The 17,205-nt window shown below is 71.2% G+C and carries 17 protein-coding genes; 9 read left to right on the top strand and 8 right to left on the bottom strand.

All coding sequences use genetic code 11. The features are described from left to right. Positions 1 to 38 precede the first annotated feature (38 nt). Entirely contained in the window at positions 39 to 449 is a 411-nt protein-coding gene (locus OHS70_RS15250) for an SRPBCC family protein (RefSeq protein WP_328405642.1), read from the top strand. Between the two features lie 102 nt (positions 450 to 551). Here the strand turns inward: OHS70_RS15250 and OHS70_RS15245 are convergent, their stop codons facing one another. The 8 genes from OHS70_RS15245 to OHS70_RS15210 all read right to left on the bottom strand — a co-directional run bounded on the left by OHS70_RS15245 (position 552) and on the right by OHS70_RS15210 (position 10,116). Continuing rightward, on the bottom strand, positions 552 to 1,409 hold the full coding sequence (locus tag OHS70_RS15245; RefSeq protein WP_328397726.1) for a mechanosensitive ion channel family protein: 858 nt from the start codon (positions 1,407 to 1,409) through the stop codon (positions 552 to 554). Positions 1,410 to 1,612: 203 nt separating this feature from the next. Continuing rightward, on the bottom strand, positions 1,613 to 2,641 hold the full coding sequence (gene rarD, locus OHS70_RS15240) for an EamA family transporter RarD (protein ID WP_328397724.1): 1,029 nt from the start codon (positions 2,639 to 2,641) through the stop codon (positions 1,613 to 1,615). Positions 2,642 to 2,700: 59 nt separating this feature from the next. Then, positions 2,701 to 2,889 carry a hypothetical protein gene (locus OHS70_RS15235; protein ID WP_328397722.1) on the bottom strand — a complete coding sequence of 63 codons (189 nt, stop codon included), beginning with the start codon at positions 2,887 to 2,889 and terminating at the stop codon, positions 2,701 to 2,703. A 201-nt stretch (positions 2,890 to 3,090) separates the two neighbouring features. After that, a complete protein-coding gene (locus OHS70_RS15230) occupies positions 3,091 to 4,140 on the bottom strand; it encodes a 2-oxoacid:ferredoxin oxidoreductase subunit beta (RefSeq protein ID WP_328397720.1) in 1,050 nt (349 codons plus the stop codon). Beyond that, positions 4,133 to 6,070: a 2-oxoacid:acceptor oxidoreductase subunit alpha gene (locus OHS70_RS15225; RefSeq protein ID WP_328397719.1), complete on the bottom strand. Its 1,938-nt coding sequence runs from the start codon at positions 6,068 to 6,070 to the stop codon at positions 4,133 to 4,135. The genes OHS70_RS15230 and OHS70_RS15225 overlap by 8 nt, the downstream gene beginning before the upstream one ends. Positions 6,071 to 6,333: 263 nt before the next feature. Beyond that, positions 6,334 to 6,993 carry a response regulator transcription factor gene (locus OHS70_RS15220; RefSeq protein WP_328405640.1) on the bottom strand — a complete coding sequence of 220 codons (660 nt, stop codon included), beginning with the start codon at positions 6,991 to 6,993 and terminating at the stop codon, positions 6,334 to 6,336. Positions 6,994 to 7,209: 216 nt separating this feature from the next. After that, positions 7,210 to 8,556: a sensor histidine kinase gene (locus tag OHS70_RS15215; protein ID WP_328397717.1), complete on the bottom strand. Its 1,347-nt coding sequence runs from the start codon at positions 8,554 to 8,556 to the stop codon at positions 7,210 to 7,212. Between the two features lie 372 nt (positions 8,557 to 8,928). After that, on the bottom strand, positions 8,929 to 10,116 hold the full coding sequence (locus OHS70_RS15210) for a sensor histidine kinase (protein WP_328397715.1): 1,188 nt from the start codon (positions 10,114 to 10,116) through the stop codon (positions 8,929 to 8,931). A 238-nt stretch (positions 10,117 to 10,354) separates the two neighbouring features. On the opposite strand from OHS70_RS15210, the gene OHS70_RS15205 reads away from it, so the two are divergent. Genes OHS70_RS15205 through OHS70_RS15170 form a run of 8 tightly spaced genes read left to right on the top strand, consistent with a single transcriptional unit; the run spans position 10,355 to position 17,205 of the window. Beyond that, positions 10,355 to 10,753, top strand: coding sequence for an NADH-quinone oxidoreductase subunit A (locus OHS70_RS15205; protein WP_328397713.1), 399 nt, complete (start codon positions 10,355 to 10,357; stop codon positions 10,751 to 10,753). Continuing rightward, a complete protein-coding gene (locus OHS70_RS15200) occupies positions 10,744 to 11,349 on the top strand; it encodes an NADH-quinone oxidoreductase subunit B (RefSeq protein WP_328397711.1) in 606 nt (201 codons plus the stop codon). The genes OHS70_RS15205 and OHS70_RS15200 overlap by 10 nt, the downstream gene beginning before the upstream one ends. Beyond that, positions 11,346 to 12,692, top strand: a complete 1,347-nt coding sequence (locus OHS70_RS15195) for an NADH-quinone oxidoreductase subunit C (RefSeq protein WP_443062607.1) — start codon at positions 11,346 to 11,348, stop codon at positions 12,690 to 12,692. The genes OHS70_RS15200 and OHS70_RS15195 overlap by 4 nt, the downstream gene beginning before the upstream one ends. Further along, positions 12,689 to 13,654: a complex I subunit 1/NuoH family protein gene (locus OHS70_RS15190; RefSeq protein WP_328397709.1), complete on the top strand. Its 966-nt coding sequence runs from the start codon at positions 12,689 to 12,691 to the stop codon at positions 13,652 to 13,654. Before OHS70_RS15195 ends, OHS70_RS15190 begins: the two co-directional genes overlap by 4 nt. 2 nt (positions 13,655 to 13,656) lie before the next feature. Beyond that, positions 13,657 to 14,286 carry a NuoI/complex I 23 kDa subunit family protein gene (locus tag OHS70_RS15185; protein WP_328397707.1) on the top strand — a complete coding sequence of 210 codons (630 nt, stop codon included), beginning with the start codon at positions 13,657 to 13,659 and terminating at the stop codon, positions 14,284 to 14,286. Then, complete coding sequence (locus OHS70_RS15180) at positions 14,283 to 14,855, top strand: NADH-quinone oxidoreductase subunit J family protein (RefSeq protein ID WP_328397705.1); 573 nt, start codon at positions 14,283 to 14,285, stop codon at positions 14,853 to 14,855. Before OHS70_RS15185 ends, OHS70_RS15180 begins: the two co-directional genes overlap by 4 nt. Continuing rightward, on the top strand, positions 14,855 to 15,214 hold the full coding sequence (gene nuoK / locus OHS70_RS15175; protein WP_328397704.1) for an NADH-quinone oxidoreductase subunit NuoK: 360 nt from the start codon (positions 14,855 to 14,857) through the stop codon (positions 15,212 to 15,214). Before OHS70_RS15180 ends, nuoK begins: the two co-directional genes overlap by 1 nt. Beyond that, entirely contained in the window at positions 15,211 to 17,205 is a 1,995-nt protein-coding gene (locus tag OHS70_RS15170) for an NADH-quinone oxidoreductase subunit 5 family protein (RefSeq protein WP_328397702.1), read from the top strand. The genes nuoK and OHS70_RS15170 overlap by 4 nt, the downstream gene beginning before the upstream one ends.

Below are 17,205 nucleotides of genomic sequence, written 5' to 3'. Positions count from 1 at the left end.
CCGGAACCGGCACCGAATTCGGGGAACGGAGAAGCCCCATGAACAGCAAGCCTGTCGGGCTGACCCAGGACGCCGGCTGGGAGATCGGTGTGTCCCGTACCCTCCCGCTGCCGCCGTCCGCCGTATGGGACTTCATCGCGAGTCCCGAGGGCGTCGCGCTCTGGCTCGGCGAGGGTGTCGAGCTGCCGACGGCGACGGGGGAGTCCTACAGGACGGCCGACGGTGTCTCGGGCGAGATCCGCAGCTACCGCCCCGGTGACCGGATCCGGCTGACGTACGGCACGACCGTCGTCCAGGTCGCGGTCTCCGCCGGGCGCTCCGCGTCCGGGGAGCGGGCCGTGCTCCGCTTCCACCAGGAGCATCTCGCGAACGCGGACGAGCGCGAGCGCCGCAGGGCCCACTGGCAGGCGGTGGCGGCCGAGGTCAAGGAAGCGCTCGGGGTCGTCTGAAGCGGGCGGCGGACGTCATTCCCGGGTGCCGGTCGGCCCCGTCCGCCGGCCCGTCCGCGAGGGCGGCCCGATCGGCGCCGGTCCCCGGCCTCCGGCCCGCGCTCACATGGGATCGCGGCCGTCCCCCAGAACCGGGGGCTCTTCGTCGCCCCGTCCCTCCTCGCCCCCGGTGCCGGGCTCCCGGTCCGCCGCCCGAGGCGGGCGTTCGCGATCGTACGGCGGCTGCCGCGCCGCCGGTCCGGCGCGGCCTCGTTCGTAGGGTGGCCCGGTGACCCGGCCACGGCCCGCCTCCGACTCGGCGATCGCCAGCCACCGCTCCCAGCGGTGCCGCATCGGCTGGATCAGCCCGCCGCCCACCCCCACGATCACCACGCCCGCGATCGTGGCGAGCACCGCGATGAGTACCGGGCCGGTGACGGAGGTCGCGATCTCGGCCTGACCGAGCGCCGCGATCACCCCGAGGCCCACGACGAAGGCCCAGGCCGCGGTCCCCAGGGTCCTGGCGTACGAGGCGTTGCCCAGCGCTCCGGTGACGATGTCGCGCACGGCCCGGGCGATGGCCATGGCCACGACGACGATGACGCAGGCGACGATCGCCTTGGGCAGCCAGGCGACGATCGCGTCGATCATGTCGCTGACCGGGTTGGGCCCGAAGACCCCGAAGCCGAGCTGCAGAGCCATGAGCAGGATCGCGTAACGGACGATCCTGACGATGATCCCGGTCGCGTCGTACCGGGATCCTTCGAGTGTCCGGGCGACACCACTGCGTTCGGAGAGCTTCTCGAAGCCGACGCGGCGCAGCAGCCGGTCCGCGACCTTGGAGATCATCTTGGCCACGAACCAGCCGATGAGCAGGATGAGCAGGAACGCGATGAACTTCGGAATGAACCGGGCCACCGCGGACCACGCCTCGGTGATCCCCTGGCCGAAGTCGATCGACAGTGCGAGGGGTTGCGACATGGCGCCGGCGCTCCACTCCACGGCGGCCTCGGTCCGGGTGACCGGGGCCTGCTCCTCCGGTCGTAGCACCGGTATCGGGGCCCGGCCTGCGTGCGCGGGGGGCACTGAGCCGTTGGGGTGGTGAATGGGGCCCGAGGGGAGCGCCGGAAGGAACCCGGTGCCCGAGCCGGCGCAACCGGCCCCACCGGGAGGCCGAGCGGCCCTCAGCCCGTGGTCTCGGCCTGCGGCTCCGGGCGCGTCACCGCACCGGTCGTGGAAGCAACTGCCGCGCCGGCGACCGCACCGGGCCCGTCCGCACTCGCCCCGGCCGCCTCCGCCTGCGCGGCCAGCCGCAGGGCCTTCGCCTTCGTACGCCGCGCCGTGCGCAGCGCGTCCCAGGTCAGACAGGTCAGCGCCAGCCACACCAGCGCGAACCCGGCCCACCGCTCCGGCGGCATCGCCTCACGGAAGTACACGACGCCCAGCAGGAACTGGAAGACCGGCGCCAGATACTGCAGCAGCCCCAGCGTGGACAGCGGCACCCGGATCGCCGCCGCACCGAAGCAGACCAGCGGCACGGCCGTCACCACACCCGTCGCGACGAGCAGCGCGGCATGGCCCGTGCCGTGGAGGCCGAAGGTGGCCGAGCCGTCCGCGGTCAGCCAGACCAGGAAGGCGAGTGCCGGTAGGAACTGGATCGCGGTCTCGGCGGCCAGTGACTCGAGTCCGCCGATGTTGACCTTCTTCTTGACCAGACCGTACGTGGCGAAGGAGAAGGCGAGCGTGAGCGAGATCCACGGCAGCCGGCCGTAGCCGATCGCCAGCACCAGCACGGCCGCGCAGCCGATGCCGACCGCCGCCCACTGCACCGGGCGCAGGCGTTCCCCCAGCAGCAGGACGCCCATGGCGATGGTGACCAGCGGGTTGATGAAGTAGCCGAGTGACGCCTCGACGACCTGGCCCGCATTGACGGCCCAGATGTAGACGCCCCAGTTGACGGTGATCACGGCCGCGGCGACGGCGATGAGCCCGAGCTTGCGCGGCCGGCGCAGCAGGTCGCGGATCCAGCCCCACCGCTTGAGGGCCAGCAGCGTGATGCCGACGACCACCAGTGACCACACCATCCGGTGGGCGAGGATCTCCACCGCGCCGGAAGGCTTCAGCAGGGGCCAGAAGAGCGGGACCAGACCCCACATGCCGTAGGCGCCGATCCCGTACAACAGCCCTGTTCGCTGCTCGTTCTGCGGCTTCACTGACCCTCCTACCGTGCGCGCGTCACCTCGAAGAAGGTACGCCGCACACAGGGCCGATGTCATGCCCGTATCGCCATACGGTCATGACGGATCTTGTCGGGGCGTGCGAGTGACGCCGTCGCGGGCGCGGCGGCCGGTACGCGGGTGAGCGCGACGGTCCGGCCCGTGGCCGGGCTCGGCAAGGAGGCCGCCGAGCAGGTGTGGGGGCCGGCGGCCGGACGGAACAGCGCATGGAGGGAACAGTGCATGGAGGGAACAGTGCATGGAGGGAACAGTGCATGGAGGGAACAGTGCATGGAGGGAACAGTGCATGGAGGGAACAGCGCATGGAGGGAACAGCGCAACGAGGGATAGCGCGTGGGCGCGGTTCAGGCCGCGCGCACCGCCTGAGACGAGACGAAGGCCAGGAACGCCGACCGTTCCTGACCTTCGGGCGGAATCACGCGGCGTCAGCCGACGACGGTCCAGGTGTCGTTGCCCGCGAGAAGCGCGGCCAGGTCGCCCTTGCCGTTCTGCTCGATGGCCAGGTCGAGCTGGTCGGCCATCAGGGTGTCGTAGACCGGCCGCTCGACGCTGCGGAAGACGCCGATGGGCGTCTGGTGCAGGGTGTCAGGGTCGGCCAGGCGGGAGAGTGCGAACGCCGTCGTCGGGGAGGCGCTGTGGGCGTCGTGGACCAGGATCCGCGACTCGTTCTCGGGCGTCACCTGCACCACCTTGAGGTCGCCGGTCCGTTCGTCGCGCAGGACGCCCTTGCCGCCCTCGGAGCCGAAACGGATCGGCTGTCCATGCTCCAGGCGGACCACGGCGTTCTCGGCCTGCTCCTTGTCCTTGAGGATCTCGAAGGCGCCGTCGTTGAAGATGTTGCAGTTCTGGTAGATCTCCACCAGCGCGGTGCCCTGGTGGTCGGCTGCCTGGCGCAGCACCTCGGTGAGGTGCTTGCGGTCGGAGTCGACGGTCCGGGCCACGAACGACGCCTCGGCGCCGAGAGCGAGCGAGACCGGGTTGAAGGGAGCGTCGAGCGAACCCATGGGCGTCGACTTGGTGATCTTGCCGAGCTCGGACGTGGGGCTGTACTGGCCCTTGGTGAGGCCGTAGATCCGGTTGTTGAACAGCAGGATCTTCAGGTTCACATTGCGGCGCAGGGCGTGGATGAGGTGGTTGCCGCCGATGGAGAGCGCGTCGCCGTCGCCGGTGACGACCCAGACGGACAGGTCGCGGCGCGAGGAGGCGAGGCCGGTCGCGATGGCGGGGGCGCGGCCGTGGATGGAGTGCATCCCGTACGTGTTCATGTAGTACGGGAAGCGGGAGGAGCAGCCGATGCCTGAGACGAAGACGATGTTCTCCTTCGCCAGGCCGAGCTCGGGCATGAACCCCTGCACGGCGGCGAGGATCGCGTAGTCACCGCAGCCGGGGCACCAGCGCACTTCCTGGTCGGACTTGAAGTCCTTCATGGACTGCTTGGCCTCGGCCTTGGGCACCAGCGAGAGCGCCTCAGTCATTGATGGCCTCCTTGAGGGCCGAGGCGAGCTGCTCGGCCTTGAACGGCATGCCGTTGACCTGGTTGTACGAGTGAGCGTCGACCAGATACCTCGCCCGGATCAGGGTGGCGAGCTGGCCGAGGTTCATCTCGGGCACTACTACCTTCTCGTAACGCCCCAGAACGTCTCCGAGATTCCTCGGGAACGGGTTGAGGTGGCGTAGATGGGCCTGGGCGATGGGGATGCCGGCCTGGCGCAGCCGGCGCACGGCGGCCGTGATCGGCCCGTACGTCGAACCCCATCCGAGGACCAGGGTCGTGGCGCCCGCCGGATCGTCGACCTCCAGGTCCGGGACCTGGATGCCGTCGATCTTGGCCTGCCGGGTACGGACCATCAGGTCGTGGTTGGCCGGGTCGTAGGAGATGTTCCCCGAGCCGTCCTGCTTCTCGATGCCGCCGATACGGTGCTCCAGCCCCGGTGTGCCGGGCACCGCCCAGGGGCGGGCACGGGTCTGGGGATCGCGCTTGTACGGCCAGAACACCTCGGTGCCGTCGGCCAGTGTGTGGTTGGGGCCGGTCGCGAACTGCACCCGCAGATCAGGTAGTTCGTCGATGTCCGGGATCCGCCACGGCTCGGAGCCGTTGGCGAGGTAGCCGTCGGAGAGCAGGAAGACCGGGGTGCGGTAGGCCAGTGCGATCCGGGCCGCGTCCAGTGCCGCGTCGAAGCAGTCGGCCGGGGTACGCGGCGCCACGACCGGCACCGGGGCCTCGCCGTTGCGCCCGTACATGGCCTGCAGCAGATCCGCCTGCTCGGTCTTGGTCGGCAGGCCGGTCGACGGGCCGCCGCGCTGGATGTCCACGACCAGCAGCGGAAGCTCCAGGGACACCGCGAGGCCGATCGTCTCGGACTTGAGCGCCACACCGGGGCCGGAGGTGGTGGTGACGGCGAGCGAGCCGCCGAAGGCCGCGCCCAGCGCCGCGCCGATACCGGCGATCTCGTCCTCGGCCTGGAAGGTCCGCACACCGAAGTTCTTGTGCTTGGACAGCTCGTGCAGGATGTCGGAGGCGGGGGTGATGGGGTACGAGCCCAGGTAGAGCGGCAGGTCGGCCTGCTTGCTCGCGGCGATCAGGCCGTACGACAGCGCCAGATTCCCGGAGATGTTGCGGTACGTGCCCGCGGGGAAGGCCTGACTGGCCGGGGCGACCTCGTACGAGACCGCGAAGTCCTCGGTCGTCTCGCCGAAGTTCCACCCCGCGCGGAACGCCGCGATGTTCGCCTCGGCGATGCTCGGCTTCTTCGCGAACTTGGTACGCAGGAACTTCTCGGTGCCCTCGGTGGGGCGGTGGTACATCCAGCTCAGCAGTCCGAGCGCGAACATGTTCTTCGAACGCTCGGCCTCCTTGCGGGAGAGCCCGAAGTCCTTGAGCGCCTCGACCGTCAGTGTCGTCAGCGGCACCGGGTGGATGTGGTACCCGTCCAGCGAGCCGTCCTCCAGGGGCGAGGTCTCGTAGCCCACCTTCGCCATCGCCCGCTTGGCGAATTCGTCGGTGTTGACGATGATCTCGCCGCCGCGCGGCACATCGGCGATGTTCGCCTTCAGCGCAGCCGGGTTCATCGCCACCAGCACGTTCGGTGCGTCACCCGGAGTGAGGATGTCGTGGTCGGCGAAGTGCAGCTGGAAGCTGGACACCCCCGGCAGCGTTCCGGCGGGGGCCCGGATCTCGGCCGGGAAGTTCGGCAGCGTCGACAGGTCGTTTCCGAACGCCGCCGTCTCGGAGGTGAACCTGTCACCTGTGAGCTGCATACCGTCACCGGAGTCACCCGCGAAGCGGATGATCACCCGGTCGAGTCGGCGGACTTCCTTCTCGCCCGCGGGCTTGCGCTGCCCGCCGACGAGTGCCTCATTGGCCTCATCGGCCTGCTCGGCAGAGGTGCTGACCTGGCTCGTCACTGAACTTGACCTCCCTTGAGGCGGCTGCTCGGGCCCGGCCGGCCCACCGGCCGTCCCCAGTGCCACCCTACGTCCGCGAGTGTCGCTGTAAGGGTGGCCTTGCTCGGACCGCTCATATGCCGGACATCCTTCCGAGAAGTTCCGGCGCCCTGGTTTGCCATGTCGTGCTCGCCCCCCGGGGTTCCCTTGATGAAGACGCTCTCCACTCATTCTTCGGTTCTGACGCTGCCGCTTCGCTCGACAGCTGACACATTGTCAGTCGATTACGAGTTCAGGTAGGTCAGGACCGCCAGTACACGCCGATGATCCCCCTCACTCGGGGACAATCCCAGCTTCAGGAAGATGTTGCTGACATGCTTCTCGACGGCGCCGTCGCTGACCACGAGCTGCTTGGCGACGGCCGAGTTCGTCCGGCCTTCCGCCATCAGGCCGAGCACCTCGCGCTCCCGCGGTGTGAGACCCGCCAGCACGTCCTGCTTACGGCTGCGGCCCAGCAGCTGGGCGACGACCTCGGGGTCCAGCGCGGTACCGCCGCGGGCCACCCGCACCACAGCGTCCACGAATTCGCGGACCTCGGCCACCCGGTCCTTGAGCAGATAGCCCACGCCGCGGCTGCTGTCGGCGAGCAGTTCGGTGGCGTACCGCTCCTCGACGTACTGGGACAGGACCAGCACGCCGATCCCGGGGTGCTCGCGGCGCAGCTGTACGGCGGCCCGCACACCTTCGTCCGTATGGGTGGGCGGCATGCGGACGTCGGCGACGACGACGTCCGGCAGTGCGTCCTGTGCGGCCAGCTCGCCGATCGTCCTGATCAGCGCCTCCGCGTCCCCCACGCCGGCCACGACGTCGTGGCCGCGGTCGGTCAGCAGCCGGGTCAGTCCCTCCCGAAGCAGTACCGAGTCCTCGGCGATGACCACCCGCACCCTGTCCTCCACTGCGCTCGCGCCCCCTGTCGATATGTGTCCCCCGCGTGCCCGGTGGGCCCGTGCGCCCAGCATTCCAGCTCGGGCCGGCGCCCGGGCCGAGGTCCGGGCCATGCGCGGGGCGGACGGTGTCTTTACGGGGGACGCGGGATCAGGGCCGGAGGTTGATCCGCGGTGTCCGGGGGCCGGGGCGGCTGTGCCCGGGGGCGCGGGGGATCAGCCGCGCCAGGGGAGCTCGGCGGTCACCGTTGTCGGGCCGCCGGCCGGGGAGTCCACGGCCAGGACGCCGTCCACCGCGTCCAGGCGTCCGGTGAGCCCGGCCAGGCCGCTGCCCGCCGTGACGTCCGCGCCGCCGCGTCCGTCGTCCACGACCTGGAGCATCAGCCGGTTGTCGGAGCGCCATACGTCCACGGAGGCCCTGGTCGCCCGGGCGTGCTTGCTGACGTTCTGCAGCAGCTCGGACACGGTGAAGTACGCGATGCCCTCGATCGCCGCCGCCGGACGCGTCCGAAGATCGACGGTCACCGTCACCGGCGCCGTACAGCGGGAGGCGACGGCGGAGAGTGCGGCGTCGAGGCCCCGGTCGGTGAGGACGGCGGGGTGGATGCCGCGGGCGAGGTCGCGCAGCTCCTGGAGCGCCACCTTCACCTCGCCGTGCGCCTCGTCCACCATCCGGGCAGCCGCCTGCGGATCCTGTGTCATTTTGTCCTTGGCCAGACCCAGATCCATGGCGAGGGCGACCAGGCGGGCCTGGGCCCCGTCGTGCAGATCGCGTTCGATACGGCGCAGGTCCGCGGCGGCCGTGTCGACGACCACGCCCCGGTCCGACTCCAGCTCCACGACGCGGGTGGCGAGCCGTGACGGCCCCAGCAGGCCGGCCACCAGCAGACGGTCCACGCTCGTCATCCCGCGCATGATCCACGGCGTGATCAGGGTGAATATCAGCCCGATGACGCTGGTCGCGGCGATCTCGAAGGGGGAGTCGAGGTAGAAGGCGTGGGTGCGGTCGCCGTACAGCTGGATGCCGTCCTGGCCGGCGTACACCGGGAGGACCCACTGCCACAGCGGGTAGAGCAGACATCCCCAGGCCGATACCCACAGCGTCAAGGACACGCAGAAGGCGAACACGGCCCAGGGGAAGTGGACGACGGAGTAGACCAGATGCCGCCAGGACACCCCGCTCCTCAGAACGCCGCCGATCCAGCCCATCATGCTCGGCCTGCCGCCCCGGCCACGGGCACTCACCGGCGCCGGGTCGGCCACCTCCAGGCCGAGCAGGGCGCGGGCGCGGGCACGCTCCAGGGCGCCGTAGCCGCGCAGGGCGGCCAGGCCGGCGGCGAGGACCGGGATGCCGAGGAAGGTGATGAGCAGTCCGGCGCCGAGTGAGGTCACGGTGACGGCGAAACTGAAGGCGGCGACGCTGATGGGGAGGCTGAGCATCAGATAGCCGAACTCGCGCCAGGTGCGGCCCTCGACGGGTGCGCGCAGGAGGGGCGGGAGGCGGCGGGTCCGGGGCTCCGGTGCGTATCCGCTTCCGTGTCCGTACCCGTGGTTCATGGCCATTGACGTCGTCCGTTCCGGTGTATGCGGGCTGTCATGTCCCAAGACTCCCGTGGCCGGCCCGCCGCGCACCATGAGGTCGGTATCCGTCTTGGGCGGGGGTTTTCCCTACCCGGCGGGGGGTGGTGCTCGCCCTGCCCAGCGGGTTGTCTCCCCGCGAAGGGGGGCGCCGGGGCACGGGAAGCGTGCGGGTCCGGCTCCCGGAGACGCGCGGCGCGGGACGGCGGGCGCGCGCGCAACCGAACGGCGTGTCGCGTGCCGGTGCGGTCGGCGGGCGGCGCGTGGCGCCGGACTGCGGGCGGGGACTGCAGGCGGGCGGCGGTGAGCGGGCGGCGGTGGGCGGCGGGCAAGGCCGGCGACCGACCGCCGAGCCGGTCAGCCGGTGGCGCGCTCCCGCCACGGCAGCTCCGCCGTGACCGTCGTCGGGCCGCCCACCGGTGAGTGCAGCGCGAAGAGTCCGTCCACCGCGTCCAGCCGGTCCGCGAGCCCGGACATGCCGGTGCCGCCGTCCAACCCGGCGCCGCCGCGGCCGTCGTCCACGACCTGGAGCATCAGCCGGTTGTCGGAGCGCCATACGTCCACGGAGGCCCTGGTCGCCCGGGCGTGCTTGCTGACGTTCTGCAGCAGCTCGGACACGGTGAAGTACGCGATGCCCTCGATCGCCGCCGCCGGACGCGTCCGAAGATCGACGGTCACCGTCACCGGCGCCGTACAGCGGGAGGCGACGGCGGAGAGTGCGGCGTCGAGGCCCCGGTCGGTGAGGACGGCGGGGTGGATGCCGCGGGCGAGGTCACGCAGCTCCTGGAGCGCGAGCTTCACTTCGCCGTGCGCCTCGTCGACCATCGCCGCCGCGGCGTCCGGGTCCTCGAGCAGCTTCTCCTTGGCCAGGCCCAGACCCATCGCGAGGGCGACCAGGCGGGCCTGGGCCCCGTCGTGCAGATCGCGTTCGATACGGCGCAGGTCCGCGGCGGCCGTGTCGACGACCACGCCCCGGTCCGACTCCAGTTCGGCGATCCGCCGCTCCAGGTCGTCGGACGGGCACAGCAGGCCGCGCACCATGGCCCGGTCGGCGTTGGCCAGGCCGCGCGCGATGAAGGGGAGCACCGGCCACAGGACGAACAGGCCCACGAATGTGACGGTGAAGGTGAGAACGCCCCACGGCAGGCGGATGAACGAGTACAGCACCGTGCGCCAGGCCACCGGGTCCTTGAGCTGCGACCACAGCCGGTGGAGCAGGCCGTCGGCGCCGCCGCGGCCGTGCAGCGGGCTGGGCTCGTCCACCCGTACCCCCAGCAGGGCACGGGCCCGCGCCCGCTCCGCCCGGCCGATCGCCCGGGCACCGACCAGTCCGCCGGCGAGCACGGGCAGACCGACCACGGTGACCGACAGCCCGGCGCCCGCGAAGATCACGACGGTCACGTAGACGAAGCCGACCAGCGACGCCGGCAGGTTGGCCAGCAGATGCGCGATCTCTTTCCAGGTCGACCGGTCGAAGGCGAGGCGCGCGGGCGGCGGCCGGTCGGGTACGTCGTGGCTGTCGGGGGCGGTGTCGCTCGCGGTCATGGGGTCAGCCTGCCGGGCCGGACGTCCGCACGCCATGGGGTCCATTGGTGGTAAGTGGTAGGGATAACCCCACCCGTTGCGCGGTCGGCGACCGGTCGAGGAGGGGTCGGCGCCCGCTCGATGGCCGTCCGATGTGTGACACGGCTCTTACACCCTCTTTAGCAGGGCCTAGACTCCCGTGCGTACAGATCGTCGAACAGACGACAGGGCGAACGAGGTCAGGGAGCGAGGGGCGGACGTGCCGGAAACGACCGTGGTCGTGCTCGCGGCGGACTACTTCCAGAGTTACTCGGTCGTCGGACTGCTCGCGGTCATCGGCGTGCTCTTCGTCGCCGTGGCCTTCGGAGCCGGCCGGCTGCTGCGCCCCGTGGTGCCGACGCCGGAGAAGCTCCTGACATACGAGTGCGGAGTGGACCCCGTGGGCGAGGGCTGGGCGCACACCCAGGTCCGCTACTACATCTACTCCTTCCTCTACGTGATCTTCGCGGTCGACTCGATCTTCCTCTTCCCGTGGGCGACGATCTTTGCCGCGCCCGGGTACGGGGCGACGACGCTCGTGGAGATGTTCCTCTTCCTCGGCTTCCTGGCCGTGGGCCTGCTCTACGCATGGAAGAAGGGCGTCCTGACATGGACGTGACCCCCGAGCCCCAGCTGCTGCCCGAGCCGAAGAGGCTCGGCGCGCTGGCCAGGCTCGCACCTGAGCCCATGAAGGTGGTCCTCAACTGGGGCCGCCGCTACAGCCTGTGGGTCTTCAACTTCGGACTCGCCTGCTGCGCCATCGAGTTCATCGCGGCGTCGATGGCCCGCCACGACTTCATCCGGCTCGGTGTGATCCCCTTCGCGCCCGGCCCGCGTCAGGCGGACCTGATGATCGTCTCGGGCACCGTGACGGACAAGATGGCGCCGGCGGTGAAGCGCCTGTACGAACAGATGCCCGAGCCGAAGTACGTGATCTCCTTCGGCGCCTGTTCCAACTGCGGCGGCCCGTACTGGGACTCGTACTCCGTGACCAAGGGCGTCGACCAGATCATCCCGGTCGATGTCTACGTCCCCGGTTGCCCACCCCGGCCCGAGGCGCTGCTCCAGGGCATTCTCAAGCTGCAGGAGAAGATCGCGCGCGAGTCGCTGGGTGAGCGTTACGGACATGGCGGCGCCCGTCCGTCCGCGGCCGCGCTCCAGAGCGGCCTGGTCACCCCGCCGCCCGCGCCCGGCGCAGGGGAGGGCGGACAGTGACCGCTCAGCATGAGCCCTCTCGGCACGAGACCTCTCAGTACGACCGGCTTCCGGACGCCGTCACCGAGATCTTCGGCGAGGAGGCCACGGCCGAGCACGCCTACGACCTCCTCACGGTCGACGTCCCCTCCGGCAGCTGGATCGCGGCCCTGGAGATCGCCCGCGACAAGCTGGGCTGCACCTATTTCGACTGGCTCAGCGCGGTCGACGAGCCGGGCACCGGGTTCCGGATCTGCGCCCATGTCGTCGCCCTGGAGGGCCGTACGGTCCGCCGGCTGCTGCTGCGCACCACGGTTGCGCACGAAGCCGCCTCGCTGCCGTCGGCTGTCGCTGTCTACGCGGGCGCGAGCTGGCACGAGCGCGAGACCTACGAGATGTTCGGCGTCACCTTCACCGACCACCCGCATCTGGTGCCCCTTCTGCTGCCCGAGGGCTTCGAGGGACATCCGCTGCGCAAGGACTTCGTGCTCGCCGCACGGGTCGCGAAGGCCTGGCCGGGCGCGAAGGAGCCGGGGGAGTCCGAGCACGGTGGGCCCAAGCGCCGCCAGATGCTGCCTCCCGGCGTGCCGGATCCGAACGAATGGGGACCGCTCAAGGGCCAGCTCCCGCCGGCTCCCGCCCGCCCCGCCCGCACCCCGCGGGCAGCCGCTGCCGGTGCCGGTGCCGGTGCCGGTGCCGGTGCAGCCGGGGAGCGCCCACCGCGCCGCGCCCGGAGCGTCTCGGAAGGCTCGGCCTCCCAGGCCGCTGCCCAGACGGCCGCTACGGCGGAACCCCGCCCGCGTCGCGCCCGGAGCGTGAGCGAGGGCTCGGCGTCCCAGACGACCCCGGAAGCCCCGTCGGCACCCGAAGCCCCGTCATCGCCGGAACCGTCGGCATCCGCCGGCCCGCGCCGTACCCGCAGCGCCGGCGAGGGCTCGGCGAGCGTGCGCCGGACGGATGAGCCACAGCCGGTCGCTGACCAGGAAGCCGCACCGCCCTCGCCGTCGCGCCCGCGCAGCTCCGACGCCCCCTGGCACCACGCCCGCCCGGCATTCGACGACGGGCAGACCGCGCCGGAGCCGGCTGAGCCGCAGGCAGCGCCCGGTCCGGAGCGGGAGCCCGCCCCCGAGGGCGGCGCGCCGGAAGCCGTACCTGCGCCGGCACCCGAGCCGGGCCCGGCCCCCGAGCCCGCCCCTGCACGGGAGACCGCGCCCGAGCCGGACGCAGCCTCCGAGCCGGATGCCGCGTCCGCGCCGGAGCCCGGAGCCCCCCGGCCGCCACAGGCCGGGTCCACGGACGGATCCGGCGACCCGGGATCCGACACCGACGAGCCGAACCGACCCGATGGAGGCGACCCCGCGTGAACGACGCTCTCGACGTCGCCTTCCGGCTTCTCGTCGTCTTTGCCGTGTTCATGGTCTTCCCCCTGGTCATCGGGCAGACCGAGCACAAGGTGATGGCCCATATGCAGGGCCGCCTCGGCCCCATGTACGCGGGCGGCTTCCACGGCTGGGCCCAGCTCGTCGCCGACGGCGTGAAGTTCGCGCAGAAGGAGGACGTGGTTCCGGCCGCCGCCGACCGCCGCATCTTCCAACTCGCGCCTGCCGTCGCCCTTCTTCCGTACCTCCTCGTACTGGTCGCGATCCCGATCGGCCCGAGCGAGGGCGCGGTCGGTCAGGTGGTCGACGCCGGCATCTTCTTCGTGCTCGCGGTCATGGGCGTCGGGGTGCTCGGCTCGCTGATGGCGGGCTGGGCCTCGGCCAACAAGTTCTCCCTTCTCGGCGGGCTGCGCACCGCCGCCCAGCTGCTGGCGTACGAGCTGCCCATGCTGCTCACCGCCGCCTCGGTCGCGATGGCGGCCGGCACGGTCTCGCTCCCCGGCATCCTCAACGCCTTCGAGTGGTGGTGGCTGCCCTGGCAGATCGTGGGCGCCATCGTCTTCTTCGTGGCCGGCCTCGCCGAACTGCAGCGCCCGCCCTTCGACATGCCGGTCGCCGACTCCGAGATCATCTTCGGCGCGTACACCGAGTACACCGGCCTGCGCTTCGCGCTGTTCCTGCTCGCCGAGTACGCGGGCATCGTCGTCCTGTGCGGTCTGACCACCGTGCTCTTCCTGGGCGGCTGGCACGGCCCGTTCGGGGCCGAGGGCCTCGGCTGGGTGTGGACCCTGCTCAAGTCGGCCGTACTCGCCTTCATCGTCATCTGGCTGCGCGTCACCTATCCCCGGATGCGCGAGGACCAGCTGCAGAAGCTGGCCTGGACGACGCTCGTCCCGCTCGCCCTCGCCCAGATCGCCCTCACCGGCGTCGTCAAGGTGGTGATATAGACATGGCTCCGATCCCCGGATCCGGCCTGGCCAAGGGCCTGGCCGTCACCCTGCGGACGATGACGAAGAAGACCGTCACCCAGCAGTACCCGGACGTCCTGCCCGAACTTCCGCCCCGCACCCGCGGCGTGATCGGCCTGTTCGAGGAGAACTGCACGGTCTGCATGCTCTGCGCCCGTGAGTGCCCGGACTGGTGCATCTACATCGACTCCCACAAGGAGACGATGCCCGCTGCCGCCCCCGGTGGCCGGGAGCGCAGCCGCAACGTCCTCGACCGCTTCGCCATCGACTTCTCGCTGTGCATGTACTGCGGTATCTGTATCGAGGTCTGTCCTTTCGACGCGCTGTTCTGGTCCCCGGAGTTCGAGTACGCGGAGACGGACATCCACGAACTCACCCACGAGCGCGACAAGCTCCGTGAGTGGATGTGGACGGTCCCGGCCCCGCCCGCGCTCGACCCCGGCGCCGAGGAGCCGAAGGAGATCGCCGCGGCCCGCAAGGCGGCCGAGAAGCTCGCCGCCGAGCAACTCGCCGCCGAGGAGCCGGCTGGTGAAGCGACCCCGCCCGCCCCTGGAGCCACGCCGCCTGCAGGCGGCAGCGGCCCCGCGTCGGGCGAGGGGGGCTCGGCATGACGCTCGCCGCAGCCGTGTCGCACGGCTTCCTCTCCCCGACCGGCGTCGAGATCGCCTTCCTGCTCGTCGGCATCGCCACCCTCGGCGCGGCGGTCATCACCGTCACGACCAAACAGCTGGTGCATGCCGCCCTCTGGCTGGTCGTGGCGCTCGGCGGGATCGCCGTCGAGTACCTCCTGCTCACGGCGGAGTTCATCGCCTGGGTGCAGGTCCTGATCTACGTCGGCTCCGTGGTCGTCCTCCTTCTCTTCGGGCTGATGCTCACCAAGGCCCCCATCGGCCGCTCCCCGGACGCCGATTCCGGCAACCGCTGGGTCGCCCTGGGGGTGGCCCTCACGGCCGCGGCCGCACTGGTCTGGGTCGTCGTCGACGCGTTCCGTACGACCTGGATCGACCTGGACGGAGCACCCCTGGGCTCCACCAAGGTGTCCGGCGAGATCCTGTTCCGGCACTGGGTCCTGCCGTTCGAGGCGCTCTCCGTCCTGCTGCTCGCCGCGCTCGTCGGCGCGATCGTCCTGTCCCGCAAGGACCCTGAGGGGTCCGGTACGGGACGAGAGGGGGAGAGCTGATGCACCTCGCCTATCCCGCTGTGCTCGCCGTCCTGCTGTTCAGCGTCGGGCTGTACGGGGTGCTCGCCCGGCGCAACGCGATCCTCGTCCTGATGTCCGTCGAGCTGATGCTCAACGCCGTCAACCTCAACCTGGTCGCCTTCGACGTCTGGCTGCGCGACACCGTGCACGCCGGCCAGGCGCTCACCCTTTTCACCATCGCCATCGCCGCCGCGGAGATCGGCATCGGTCTGGCGATCGTCCTGATGGTCTACCGCAACCGCGGCACCTCGGACGTCGACCGGCTCCGTGACACCGCGGAGACGGCGGACGGCGACACACCCGCAGACCGCGAGGAGAAGGCCGAGGCCACCGCGTGACCACCACGACCCTCGCCGTCCTCGTTCCCCTCCTTCCGTTTCTCGGCGCTGTCGACGGACTGCTGCTCGGCCGCACCGCCCCCGGGTTCGTACGCCCCCTCGCAGTGCTGCCCGCGCTGACCGCGGCCGCGCTCGCGATCGTCGTCGCGGTACGCCAGGGGGGCGGCCGCGCCATCGACGCCTCGACCGAACTCACCCCCACCGGCTCGGTCCCGATCGACCTGGCCCTGTACATCGACGGCTTCGCCGCCCTCACCGCAGTCCTCGTCGGCATCGTCGCGTCCTGCGTGCAGATCTACTCGACGGCCTACCTGCGCGACGACCCGCGCTACCCCTCCTACGCGGCACTGGTCTCCCTGTTCACCTCCGCGATGCTGCTCGTCGTCTACTCCGGCGACCTGATGGTGCTGCTGGTCGGCTGGGAGATCATGGGCATCTGCTCGTACTTCCTTGTCGGCCACTACTGGGAGACGCCCGAGGCGCGCGCCGCCTCCCTCAAGGCGTTCCTGGTCACCAAGCTCGGTGATGTCCCCTTCCTGATCGGCCTGTTCGCGCTCGCGGCCGACGCCGGCACGTTCAACATCCGCGGGATCCTCGGCGCGGTCGCGGCCGACAGCATCGAGCACCCCACCCTGATCGCGCTCCTGCTCCTCGCAGGTGTGGCGGGCAAGTCGGCGCAGTTCCCGCTGCACACCTGGCTGCCCGACGCGATGGCGGGTCCCACCCCCGTCTCCGCGCTGATCCACGCCGCGACGATGGTCGCGGCCGGTATCTACTTCGTGGCCCGGCTCCTTCCCGTCTTCGCCGCCTCCGCGGCGGCCCTGATCGTCCTCGCGGTGATGGCCGCGATCACGATGGTCGGCTCGGCGCTCGCCGCCCTCGCCCAGGACGACATCAAGCGCGTCCTCGCCTACTCGACCATCGGCCAGCTCGGCTACATGTCCGGTGCTCTCGCCGTCGGCGACCGCGGCGCGGCCCTCTTCCACCTCCTGTCCCACGGCGCCTTCAAGGCATTGCTCTTCCTCGCCGCGGGCGTGATCATCCACGCCGCCGGCACCAACTCGCTCGCCGCCATGTCCCGCATGAGCGGCCTCGCCCGGCGCATCCCCGACGCGTACTGGACGATGACGATCGCCCTGCTCGCGCTCGCTGCCATCCCTCCCTTCGCCGGCTTCTTCTCCAAGGAAGCAGTTCTGGTGGCCGCCGAACACACCGCTCTCGGCGACTCCGACATCGCACCCGCGGCAGCCGGCTGGGCGGTGCTCGTCTCCGGCCTGCTCACGGCGCTGCTCACGGCCGCTTATGCGATGCGGCTGTGGCTGCTCACCTTCCGGGGCCGTGGCGCCGAGGCCCCCGACCACGGTCGCCAGCCCCTTGCCATGACCACCGTGCTCTGGGTGCTCGCCGTACCGTCGCTCGCCTTCGGCCTGACCATCGGCCGCCTGCCCCGCTGGTTCGACGGCAACGACCTCGCCCCCACACTCACCACCGCCGTGCTCGGCACCGGCGTCGCCCTCGTCGGCGGGCTGATCACCTACGCCACCTGGCAGCACATGACAGCCCTCGCCGCACGCGCTCGGACCGGTCCGGCCGTCGCCCCCGTCGTCGTGGCCCACCCCGACGCCGAGCCGGCGCTGGTCGAGGCGGAGGCGCTCCACCTGCCGCACCCTGCGGCGGCCCCGTACGACCCCGCCCGGCTGCTGCTCGGCCCGCTCCACCGCCACGCCGCCGCCGGGTTCCATGTGGACGCCCTCTACTCCGCCCTGTTCGTGCGCCCCGTGCGCGCGGCCGCCGAGCTCGTCCGCTTCCTCGACCGCGAGGTCGTCGACACGTATGTACGCGGCTCGGGCACCGGGGCCCGCTGGCTGGGTGCCGCCGTGCGCCGCGCCCAGACCGGCAATGTGCAGACCTACCTGAGCGTGCTGCTCGCGGGCACGGTCGTGCTGGCCATCGCCGCCGTCGTCCTGTCCAACGTCAACGCGGGGTCGTGA

It is taken from the genome of Streptomyces sp. NBC_00390 (assembly GCF_036057275.1).
GTDB lineage: Bacteria > Actinomycetota > Actinomycetes > Streptomycetales > Streptomycetaceae > Streptomyces.
Note: the sequence above shows the minus strand (reverse complement) of the source record. Positions and strands in the feature narration are given on the sequence as shown.